The following is a 10,685-nucleotide window of genomic DNA, read 5'->3' as shown; positions in this document are numbered from 1 at the left end:
GGGAGGTGCTGGGGAGTGATCTCAACGTGGTCACACTGTGACGAGATATCGCTGAATCGCAATGGCTCGCTGGTATGCTGCCTGCGTCAAATTTTGAAGGATGAAGTGAACATGGACGCCAACGAACGCCTCGTAGCTCTGACCCGCATGCAGGATGCATCGGATGCGTTTTATCGCAGCGCGGTGTCCATCGGCAACCATCCCTTCATCGAGTTCGCTGGGCTCATGAATGAGTACATCACGGCCTGCCGGGCTGCGCACAGGGACGGAATTGATTTCACGCAATGCAATGTGCACAACGGGCAGACGTTGCCATTGCACCCAGTGATGTCGGATTACATCAATGAGAAGCTGGAGTGCATCTTCACGGGGGCGAAGGTGCTCAGGGCTACCGAGGCAGCCTGAGGCCAAGCAGGGCTCAAGCCGCTATTGGGCTTCGCCTTCAGCCAGCAGTGCAAGGGCTTTGCGTTTGCCCAGGCCGAGCACTGCGCGAATTCGCTCCAACTGGGCCGCACGTGGATTGGCTTTGCCGGTCTCCCATTTTGAAAGGGAGAGCGGCGACGCCTGCAGTAGCTTGGCCATGTCCTTGGCGGTGACGCCCAGTTCAGCGCGTTTGGCGGTCAGTGCTTCTGGCTTGAAAACCCACTGTCGGCCCCCTCTGCGCGCTGCGCCGCGCTCTTCCTCGACAGGCGTTGCCGTTGCTTTGACCGCGCGCTGGGCGGCCTTGAGCTGCGACGTCAGCGTCTTCACCTCGCGCTTGAGCGCGGCGATCTCTGAACGATGAGACGTCAGCGCCTTGCGCATGCCCTGGAGCTCTGGTTTGAGCTCCTTGCGGGCCATGCGGACGACTTCGGAACGGAATGCATTGGAGAAGGTGGTCATGGGCGCATTGTGTGCGAGCCAATGCCAAGAAGCAGTAGCAGTGTTGCAGAAATGAAAAAGCCGCCAAGGCTATTGGCCTAGCGGCTCCCTGCTAGTAGCGAGCTTACTTACCCGCCTTGTCAGCTGGCCTGGCGCGACTACACTGCGCTGCAGGACTGGTATGCGGGCGCACCCCCGATGGCATGGTGAGCGATGCGAAGATCGCCGCGGCCGATGTGTGGGAAAACGCCCTGGCGGACGCGTGGTACGTTCTTTGCCTGCCGCCTGATTTACCGATGGACATCGAGTTGGTGGGGCCTGCCAGCCTGATGCCCCAATCGGGAGAACAAGGGCCCGACCGTCACGTGTGGCGCCGCGCCTGTGCCTGGGAGCTGGAAGAGCCGGCGCGCACTTTGCTGACAAAGGTGCGGCGAATTCCGTCGGCGGAGCACTGAAGCCGAACCCAAGAGTGCCTGGTCGACGCTAGATGTTCTGCTAAAGGGCGGTTGCAACCAGGGAGCATGCACAGCCGTGGCGCTGTCATCAATGTCGCTCTGAGCCGCGGCAGGTAACTGCCCGCTATGCGCCCAGCCAAGCGCTCGGCGACGCAGTCAGTGGCAGCTGGGCTGGCTTTGCCTGGTTGGTGCGGGCGGCCAGTGTGCATACCTGCGCGCTACGCCGAGGTGCGAAATGTCATGTCGCGAATTGTTGAATCGCGTCTGCCGCACTCGGCATTGTTGCAGGGTCTACTTCACGCTATGCCCAAACTGGCCAGGGCAGCTGCAAGCGCTGTTGTGTCGAATGGTCTGCGAAGCGGTACCGACCCAGGGACGGTGCTCTTGTCCACGGCTTCGCCAAGCAAGATCACCTTGAGATTGTGTCGTTGTTGAAGAGCCTGCATTGCCAGGGCGCAACCTTCACCACCTCGCATGTCTGCATCGACCAGCAGTACATCGACATGCCCCGCATCCAATTCCGACTGGATGCTCGCAGCAGTACTCGCGAAGGTCACCCTGTGCCCCAACGCGTTGAGCACCTCTGATGTGGTCGCTTGCTCCAGAGCATCCGCGCCAACCAAGACGATACGGGCTGATGGCTAGCTTGACGCGGGACGGGAGCTTTTCGGGCTTCTTGGATCCGAAAGGTGCTGAGCCTGCTTCGCAAGCGTCTGCCGGATGCGACTTGCCAGCTCCTCACGCGAGTACGGTTTGCTCAAGAGTTGCATGCCCTCGTCCAGGCGCCCTCCATGGACGATGGCGTTGCGTGTGTACCCCGAAGTGAACAGCACCGCAATTCCGGGTTGCCAGTCTCTCGCTTTGATGGCCAGTTCTGGACTCTTGAGCGCCCCGGGCATCACGACATCGGTAAAAAGCAGATCGACCTTGATGCCGCTCTGCAGGATGGCCAGCGCGCCCTCCGCATCGTTGGCCATCAGGACCTGGTAGCCCAGTTCCTTCAGAGTGTCCACCACCGTGCTCCGGACTTGCTCGTCGTCCTCGGCGACCAAAATGGTCTCGCTGCCGCCGGTGGCCGGGCGCTGCTCGCCGCGCACGATGTCTTCTGGCGCCCCCTGGGCCCGGGGAAGATAAAGCTTCACCGTGGTGCCGACATCAAGTTCGCTGTACACCTTGATATGGCCCCCAGACTGCTTTGCAAAGCCATAGACCATGGACAAGCCTAGGCCGGTGCCCTTGCCCTCCGGCTTGATGGTGAAAAATGGCTCGAAGGCGTGTGCCACTACTTCTGGAGGCATGCCCGTGCCTGTGTCCGTGATGGCAAGCATCACATAGTGGCCGGCATCGACTTCCGCATGCGCGCGAGCGTAGGCGTCATCAAGGGAGGAGTTGCTGACCTCTATCGTGAGGCTGCCGCCTTCCGGCATCGCGTCACGTGCGTTGACAGCAAGGTTGAGCACAGCATTCTCCAGCTGGGCCCAGTCAACGAATGCGGTCCACAAGCCAGCCTCTACGCTGGTTCGAACGCTGATGGTCTCGCCCAGTGCTCGTTGCAGCATGTCTTCCATCCCAAGTAGAAGACTGCCCACGTCGATAACCTTTGGTTCAAGCGCCTGCCGTCTGCCAAAGGCCAGCAGGTGGCTCGCCAGCTTCGCGCCGCGGCGTACGCCGGCAAGTGCACTCTCTACGCGGCGCTCCGCATTCGCGTTGCCCTTGATTTCCCGACCCAGCAGCTGCAGGTTGCCCCCGATGACCTGCAGCAGATTGTTGAAGTCGTGCGCGACACCACCGGTGAGCTTGCCGATGGTTTCCATCTTCTGTGAGTGGGCCAGGGCTTTCTCGGCGCGCTGAAGCGCTTGCGCGGCTTCGTGCTTCTCCGTAATGTCCCTTGTGATCTTCGCAAAGCCAACGAACGTGCCTTCGCCGTCGTGTATGGCATCGATGACCACATGGGCCATGAAATGCGAACCGTCCTTGCGCACTCTCCAGCCTTCTCTTTCGAAGCGTCCCTCTTTCCGCGCGGTGCTCAGTGCAAGGGCGGGCACACCAGCTGCCTGGTCTTCAGGCGTGTAGAAGCGGGAGAAGTGGGTCCCCACAACCTCGTCCCTGGTAAAGCCTTTAATGCGTTCAGCCCCCGCATTCCAGTTCGTGATCAATCCGTCCGGATTGAGCATGTAAATGGCGTAGTCCACCACACCCTGGACAAGCAGACGAAACTGCTGTTCGCTCTGGCGCAGAGCTTCTTCAGCAGCTTTCTTTTCTCCAACGTCGCGCGTCACCTTCGCAAAGCCGACCAGGCGCCCGTCGTCGGAGTAGATGGGATCGATCACCACGCTGGCCCAAAAACGCGATCCATCACGTCGGACACGCCATCCCTCAGCCTGGAAGGTTCCGGCTGAGCGCGCGGTGTTCAACGCCAGCGTTGGGATTCCCGCCTGCTGGTCCTGTGGGGTGTAAAAGCAGGAGAAGTGCCTGCCGATGATCTCGCGCGCGCTGTAGCCCTTGAAACGCTCGGCGCCAGCATTCCAACTCACGATGTTGCCGTTCAGGTCCAGCATGTAGATCGCATAGTCGTGAATGCTGCGGACCAGCAATTCGAATCGTTGCAGCTCCATCAGCCTGTCGTCATCCGGCGGATCCGGAGTTGTTGTTGGCATCTTTCAAGAACTTCAGTTGGGACAAAAGGAACGAATTTAATGCATGGGGAGCCAACTTCGCGGTCTTGATGGCCTGTACGCCAGGCTTCCACAGCAAGTGGAGGATTTGTCTTACAGAAGGACTGTTGGGTCGCATCGGATACTGGAGAGTTTTCGAACTTGCGGGCTGTCAATATTGCATAAAGGTTTGGGAATGAGGCAAAGCAACGAGGTATTCGTCTCTGCGCCAGTTCAGGCGGGGCAATCCGTCCGGTGGTTGAAGCTACTGGCCATATTGAGCATTGCTGTACCGTTATTCATCTACCTTGTGGTGGGGGTTGCGCAGTATTTTTCCGCCCGAGAAGATGCGGCGGTGAAGGTCGCACGATCGTTGCGTGTGGCGCATGAGCACGCATCCAAAGTGCTTGCTGCGTCCGAGGCGCTCGAAGCGAAGGTGCTCGTTCTCGTCACCGGCAGAAGCGAGATGGAGCTACGCCTTTCGGAACCCCAGTTGCACGAGGCTCTCCGCGCCTACACCGTGGATCAGCCGCATATCCAATCCATCCTGATCCTGGACGCAAAAGGTAAGTCGCTTGCAAGCAGCAGGTTGCAGCCGTTTCCGGTCACCGACTTTTCGGATGGGGAGTACTTTCGAATTCATCAGCAGGGATTCAGCGGTTCGTATGTGTCCAAGCCCATAGTGACGCGAACGTCCGGCGAGCGAGTGCTGAACCTGAGTATCCCCTTCAAGAATGAAGATGGGGGTTTCGGGGGCGTCATCAACATCGCACTCTTGGCCTCCTACTTCAGCGAGTACTACGCAGACTCGGTGGCTGATGAGCCAGGTTTGGCTGTCCTCATGTTCCATGAAGGAGGTGAGCTTTACACAAGATGGCCTTTTGATGAAAGAGCGAAAAATCTTGCGCCCGCGGGCCCAGTGATGACGAGGCTCAATCAAGGCGAGGAATCGGCCCATCTGCGCGGCATCTCGTCGATCACCGGCGAGGACAGCTTTCTTGCGTACCGGAAAGTTGGACGATACCCTCTGTACATAAGCACGCGCATGAGCCTGACAACCCTCAGAAAACAGGTGCTCAAAGATCTGGCCATCCTGTTCGCATTGGGCTCAGTGCCGGTCGCTGCGCTTTTCTTCACTGCCGCAATTGCTTTACGCAATGCACGCACGTCATTGCAGACGATGGAGAGCCTGGAAAGAGAAATCGAGACACGGCGCCGCGCCGAAGAGGCATTGCTGCAGGCTCAGAAACTGGAGGCGCTTGGCCGTTTGACAGGGGGGGTAGCGCACGATTTCAACAACGCACTGATGGTCATCAGCAACAACCTCCATCTGCTGACGCGCACAGCGCCTGGAATGGGTGCAAAGCACATCGAATCGATGACACGCGCGGTGAAGTCGGCAGCAAATCTGACACGCCAACTGCTCGCGTTCTCCAGGCGCCAGCCATTGGTTTCCGAGTATGTGGTGCTGCAGGACAGACTGCCTCCCATCAGCGATCTCATCCAGCCTGCTCTGGGCAGCCGCATTCGGCTGCAGATCTCGGTCGATGAGACCACGGCCCCCGTGATGCTGGACCTGGCCGAATTGGAGCTCTCGTTGTTGAATTTGGCGATTAACGCGCGAGATGCCATGCCTGACGGAGGGTCCCTCACCATCCACGCGCGCAATGCAACCGAGCGCGAGGCAGGCGCCGATACGCCAGCGATGGTGGTGATCGAAATCACGGACACAGGCACGGGCATCGCTCCAGAGGTGCTTGGCAAGGTTTTTGAGCCGTTCTTCACCACAAAGGCTGTGGGAGCGGGGACAGGCCTCGGCCTGAGCCAGGTTTATGGGATGTGCCAGCGGATGAATGGTCGCGCGGAACTCTCCAGCGAAGTGGGGGTGGGAACGCAGGTTCGTCTTTTCTTCCCCGCGAGCCATGTCCAGCGACAGGAAGGGATTCCACCCGACACCGTTTTGGCGCCTGTCCGCAAAACGCTTCTACTGGTGGAGGACAACGACGAGGTTGCGGCCTCGCTGGTGCCGATTTTGGAGGCCATCGGTTGTCAGGTCTCCCACGTCGATAGAGCAGACAAGGCCCGAGAGCTTCTTGACCGAGGCGAGCGGCCAGACATTGTGCTTTCCGATGTGGTGATGCCTGGGGAGATGAATGGAATTGCGTTGGCCCAATACGTCCGCACCCGCTGGCCGCGACAATCTCTCCTGTTGATGACAGGGTACGCGGAGCAGTTGGACCACATCAAGACGCTGGGGTTTCAGGTGTTGCCCAAGCCGTGCTCGCCCCGGATGCTGCATTCAGCCCTCCAGGCTATAGCAAGTGCTGCCTAGTGCTTGTCCGCAGCACATGTGCTCGGGCATGGATTGAGGCCCTGCGTTCGCTACGGAGGAGCTTGGTTCGAACACCAGAAAGATACACCGTTGATCGTCCCTGGCATAACAATGTCGGAGAAGATGAAATCTACTTTCGTGCCTGCTTCCAGCCAAGTCAGAGCAGCATCGGCGGTCTCTGCCATGATGACGAACAGCCCTCCAGCCTCAAGAGCGGCCGCAACGCTTTCTCGCACCAAGACGTCATCTTCTACAAAGAGCAGCCTGCCGCTGGTTGAGGCCTTGCTCAAAGGAACGGCTGATTCGAAAGGCAGGTATGCCAGCGCTTGAGTCGACGCCTTGGGGAGGAATATGTCCACCCGGGTTCTTCGCCCTCACGGCTTTCGAGCACAAGCGTGCCACCTGATTGCCGCGCGAAGTCGAAGGCCTGCGGCAATCCGAGGCGTGCATCTCAAAGCGCATAGCAGTGGCAGGAACTGCTGGTTACCTTGGAGTAGCCGACGATCATTGCTGGCGAGCTACCGCCCGGGGAGGAAGAACACCTCTCGCACTCGAAGTGAAGATTGCATCTGCCCTAAGTCTGCAGCATTCTCACGGTTGTAGGGCGACCGCAGAACCAACCGCCCTCTATTGGTACTGCTGCCCACTGAACGCGCACACCCAGGTTCTGGCGTGGTCCAGCGCCTCCTCTTCGGTGTCGAATGATTCGGTAGGCGAGACGAACTCCGTCTTGCCATCTGGCAGTTCTACAGAAGCTACAGACCACTTCGTTTGTCGAACGAGGAGCACCCAACAACTGTTGTACGCATCGCACCGAAGCCTGTGCTCAGTAGTGATGATTCTCATGCAATCGAAAATATCAGAAAGGGCGCGCCCTCGCTTGAACTGCTGCCAGATCGATATGATTTTCATTGTCATTTATTTCTTGACAATATTCTTGGAATCGGCCAGCCCATGGTGCTAGGATCTCACGTCTGATTCTCGGTAAGTCTCTGCAGAAACAGCCTTTGGAAGGTCCATGTGCCAGAGGATGTTTTGGCCGCTTCAGTGAGGTCAGCATGACAAAATTCGCGCTGTTTCGCCAACTAGGCCTGCGGACCCAACTCTCTTTGGTTTTCGCTGCTCTCGTCGTGTTCCTGACACTGGTTCTTTCGGCAGGATTGGGCGGCATGCTTCGATCGAGCGTGCAAAAGGACGCGAGCCAAGTGCTCCATACCGTGGCTGAAAATGCAAGTCGACAGCTGTCACAAGGCCTTTTTGAGCGTAGTCGCGTGGTGCAGGTGCTTTCCAAAGCGAGAGGCATCTGGGAGAAGGGCCTTGACTCGCCAGAGGTACGAGAGCTTCTTGCCCGCAATCAGGCAATTGACCCCTACAGTTTGTGGATCGGAGTCGCTGACGCTGAAGGGCACGTGAAGGCCGCAACCCAGGGTTTGCTGGAAGGCAATAGCGTTCGAGAGCGTCCATGGTTCATCGCTGGCCTTGCTGACCTTCACGTTGGCGACGTGCACCCTGCAAAGCTGTTGGAGAAGCTTTTGCCGCCCAATGCGTCCGGCGAGCCTCATCGCTTCGTCGATTTTGCCGCTCCGATCGAACTGGGCGGCACGACCGTGGGGGTGCTCGGGATGCACGGCAGTTGGGAATGGACGAGAGATGTGTTGGAAAGTCTTGCGCCCACGGTCACCCAAGCTTCGTCTATTGAATTGTTCGTGTTCGACCGCTCAGGTGCGCTGATCTACTCACCTGCGGCGTACAGAAGTGAGCTGGAGCGTGGAAAGCAACGACTGCCTGTACCGCCGTCCTTCACAGATGGATTGAAGAAGCCCGCAGCGGTGTCATCGTGGGTCGATGGAAAGAGTTACCTTACCTCGTCGGTACCTTTGCGGCCGCGAAACCAAGCGAGTGATCTTGGATGGACTATTGTTGCCAGGCAACCTGTGGACATCGCCTTCGCAGATGCCAATAGGGCCGTCAATGCCACGCTGATCTTCGGTGCGTTCGCGGCGCTGGCTGCCATTGTGCTGGCATGGTTCGCGGCAAGACGTCTTAGCGAAGACATCAAGACCTTGTGTGAAGCAGCGAGCGAGGTGGAAGCAGGAAAACTTGGCGCGATGATCCCGCTTGTCGACCGAAATCGCGATGTGAAGCAGCTGTCATTTGCGTTGCGAGGGATGACAGCGCGACTGCTCACGGCCAACACAGAAATGGAAAAGCAGGTCCTCGTTCGGACTGCTGAGCTGGAAGCGGCGAACCGGGCGTTGGACCTCCAGGCGCGTACAGATGCGCTGACAGGCTTGTTGAATAGACGCGGGTTTACTACACAGATCGAATTTGCAGTGGCCCTGGCGACCCGAAGTGGACGGCCGATGAGCCTCGTAACGGTGGACGTGGACTATTTCAAAAAAGTGAACGACACGTTTGGTCATGACGCGGGCGACGAAGTGCTGCGACGATTGGCTCAAGTACTCGAGCAGCGCGTAAGGGCCTGCGACATCATTGGCCGACTAGGCGGTGAGGAATTCGCGGTTATCTTGCCTGACACGGACAGCGTTGGCGCACGCACTCTCGCCCAAGCGATCGTTGACAGTGTGGCGGCACAAGAGATGCCACTCGTTGGGCGAATAACCGTAAGTGCGGGAGTGGCGAGCTTTCGTGCTCAGCACGATTCCTCCCGGGCGCTTCTGCGCAGGAGTGACGCCGCGCTCTATGAGGCCAAGGCACAAGGCCGCAATCAGGTGTGCGTGGAGGCCGTAGCGTGATTGGCGCATAACTATTCCGGGACGGATAGGGTTGGCGTCGAACATCCATGGAGAGCAAATGCCATTAGATTACCTTCGACAGATCTCGCACGAAGTGTTCCCTTTGACGATCAGCGATCCGCAGGAGATCGATAAGTTGCGTGTGTTGGCTGCTGCGCAGATGATCGAGGTGGACTTACCCGCCGTTGGATCAACGGGAGTGGCCGTAGTGCGCAAAATCACCGGATATGGACGGGCTGCAATCTCGGCGCCAGCGCCGCGCATTCAAGGTCTCACGAAGAAGTAAGCGTCCAGCGAGTGCCCGAAGGAACGCGTCGCAAAACTGCGTGGTTTCGCCAAACACATAGCGGTTGGCTCTTGCCTCGGCAAAGGCTCCTAGCTACGAACAGTTGTGCGCGCTAAAAGCTTTCCCACTCCTCGTCGCCGCCCTTGCCCGTCGTGCGCGCGCCTGCGGGCGCAGCCAGCCGGCTGGCCACCGGGGCCTTGCTCACCGGTGCCTTCACGGGCGTGCGCGCCGCCATGACCACTGGCTTGTGCGCCGCAGGCGCCGGTGTCGATGCGGGTGCCCGGTAGCTGTTCGTGGCACTGCTGCTGCCACCGTCGCCCGCCAGCCGGAACACCGCCACCGCGTTGACCAGCTCGCCCGCTTGGCTGTTCAGGCTGCTGGCCGCCGCCGCCATCTCTTCCACCAGCGCCGCGTTCTGCTGCGTGGCCTGGTCCATCTGCGTGACCGCTTCTCCCACCTGGCCCACGCCTGCACTTTGCTCGCTGCTGGCCGCGCTGATCTCGCCCATGATGTCCGTCACCCGCCGGATGGCCGCCACCACTTCGGTCATGGTGGCACCTGCCTTGTCCACCAGTTGCGTGCCTTGCTCCACCCGCTCCACGCTGGCGGTGATCAAGCCCTTGATTTCCTTGGCCGCTTCGGCGCTGCGCCCGGCCAGGCTGCGCACTTCGCTGGCCACCACGGCAAAGCCCCGGCCTTGCTCTCCGGCTCGGGCGGCTTCCACCGCGGCATTGAGCGCCAGGATGGTGGTCTGGAAGGCGATGCCGTCGATGACCGAGATGATGTCGGCGATCTTGCTGCTGCGGGCGTTGATGCCTTTCATGGTCTCGACCACTTCGGCCACCACGTCGCCGCCCTGCACGGCCACGGTGGAGGCGTTCAGGGCCAGTTGGTTGGCCTGGCGTGCGTTGTCGGCGTTCTGGCGCACGGTGGAGCCCAGTTCTTCCATGGAGGCGGCGGTCTCTTCCAGTGCCGAGGCCTGCTGCTCGGTGCGGGCACTCAGGTCGTTGTTGCCCGAGGCGATCTGCGCGCTGGCCGAGGCCACGCTTTCGGCGTTGCTGCGCACGGTGCTCACGGTGGTCACCAGGCTTTGCTGCATGCGCTGCAGGGCGCTGAGCAGGTGGCCGGTTTCATCCTGGGATTGCACGACGATGTCGCCGCTGAGGTCGCCTGCGGCAACGCGGTCGGCGGCCTGCACGGCCTGGGCCAGGGGGCGGGTGATGGAGCGGATGATGGTGATGGCCAGGTAGATCGCCAGGGCTCTGGCCAGTGCGCCGGCGATCAGCACGTCGCGTTGCAGGGCACCGGCAGCTTCTTCTGCATCCTTGCTAGCCTCGTCGG

General features: G+C 59.8%; 9 protein-coding genes. 5 read left to right on the top strand and 4 right to left on the bottom strand.

Annotated elements, in window-relative coordinates; genetic code table 11:
• On the top strand, window positions 1-405 hold a 405-nt coding region (locus ACK59X_RS07405), incomplete at its 5' end, for a hypothetical protein (protein ID WP_409956247.1).
• Between the two features lie 21 nt (window positions 406-426).
• Here the strand turns inward: ACK59X_RS07405 and ACK59X_RS07400 are convergent.
• Window positions 427-882 carry a helix-turn-helix domain-containing protein gene (locus tag ACK59X_RS07400; RefSeq protein WP_409956246.1) on the bottom strand — a complete coding sequence of 152 codons (456 nt, stop codon included), beginning with the start codon at window positions 880-882 and terminating at the stop codon, window positions 427-429.
• Between the two features lie 185 nt (window positions 883-1,067).
• Here ACK59X_RS07400 and ACK59X_RS07395 point away from each other — a divergent pair, with 185 nt between their 5' ends.
• Entirely contained in the window at window positions 1,068-1,316 is a 249-nt protein-coding gene (locus ACK59X_RS07395; protein WP_409956245.1) for a hypothetical protein, read from the top strand.
• 641 nt (window positions 1,317-1,957) lie between these two features.
• Here the strand turns inward: ACK59X_RS07395 and ACK59X_RS07390 are convergent.
• Window positions 1,958-3,973 (bottom strand): PAS domain S-box protein, encoded by a 2,016-nt coding sequence (locus tag ACK59X_RS07390; protein WP_409956244.1) that lies wholly within the window; start codon window positions 3,971-3,973, stop codon window positions 1,958-1,960.
• Between the two features lie 193 nt (window positions 3,974-4,166).
• On the opposite strand from ACK59X_RS07390, the gene ACK59X_RS07385 reads away from it, so the two are divergent.
• Window positions 4,167-6,302, top strand: coding sequence for an ATP-binding protein (locus ACK59X_RS07385; protein WP_409956243.1), 2,136 nt, complete (start codon window positions 4,167-4,169; stop codon window positions 6,300-6,302).
• Between the two features lie 50 nt (window positions 6,303-6,352).
• Here the strand turns inward: ACK59X_RS07385 and ACK59X_RS07380 are convergent, their stop codons facing one another.
• Window positions 6,353-6,661, bottom strand: coding sequence for a response regulator (locus ACK59X_RS07380; RefSeq protein WP_409956242.1), 309 nt, complete (start codon window positions 6,659-6,661; stop codon window positions 6,353-6,355).
• A 699-nt stretch (window positions 6,662-7,360) separates the two neighbouring features.
• On the opposite strand from ACK59X_RS07380, the gene ACK59X_RS07375 reads away from it, so the two are divergent.
• Both ACK59X_RS07375 and ACK59X_RS07370 read left to right on the top strand, forming a co-directional pair.
• Window positions 7,361-9,058 (top strand): diguanylate cyclase, encoded by a 1,698-nt coding sequence (locus ACK59X_RS07375; protein WP_409956241.1) that lies wholly within the window; start codon window positions 7,361-7,363, stop codon window positions 9,056-9,058.
• Between the two features lie 58 nt (window positions 9,059-9,116).
• Complete coding sequence (locus ACK59X_RS07370) at window positions 9,117-9,344, top strand: hypothetical protein (protein ID WP_409956240.1); 228 nt, start codon at window positions 9,117-9,119, stop codon at window positions 9,342-9,344.
• A gap of 112 nt (window positions 9,345-9,456) precedes the next feature.
• Here the strand turns inward: ACK59X_RS07370 and ACK59X_RS07365 are convergent.
• Window positions 9,457-10,685, bottom strand: a 1,229-nt coding sequence (locus ACK59X_RS07365) for a methyl-accepting chemotaxis protein (RefSeq protein ID WP_409956239.1), incomplete at its 5' end; no start/stop codon positions are given.

The organism is Acidovorax sp., from assembly GCF_046339755.1.
Lineage (GTDB): Bacteria > Pseudomonadota > Gammaproteobacteria > Burkholderiales > Burkholderiaceae_C > Acidovorax.
Note: the sequence above shows the minus strand (reverse complement) of the source record. Positions and strands in the feature narration are given on the sequence as shown.

Bases quoted from the DNA above. Each gene is read 5' to 3' on its own strand.
- ACK59X_RS07400 (WP_409956246.1), bottom strand. From the start codon at position 882: ATGACCACCTTCTCCAATGCATTCCGTTCCGAAGTCGTCCGCATGGCC.
- ACK59X_RS07390 (WP_409956244.1), bottom strand. From the start codon at position 3,973: ATGCCAACAACAACTCCGGATCCGCCGGATGACGACAGGCTGATGGAG.
- ACK59X_RS07370 (WP_409956240.1), top strand. From the start codon at position 9,117: ATGCCATTAGATTACCTTCGACAGATCTCGCACGAAGTGTTCCCTTTG.
- ACK59X_RS07385 (WP_409956243.1), top strand. From the start codon at position 4,167: ATGAGGCAAAGCAACGAGGTATTCGTCTCTGCGCCAGTTCAGGCGGGG.
- ACK59X_RS07375 (WP_409956241.1), top strand. From the start codon at position 7,361: ATGACAAAATTCGCGCTGTTTCGCCAACTAGGCCTGCGGACCCAACTC.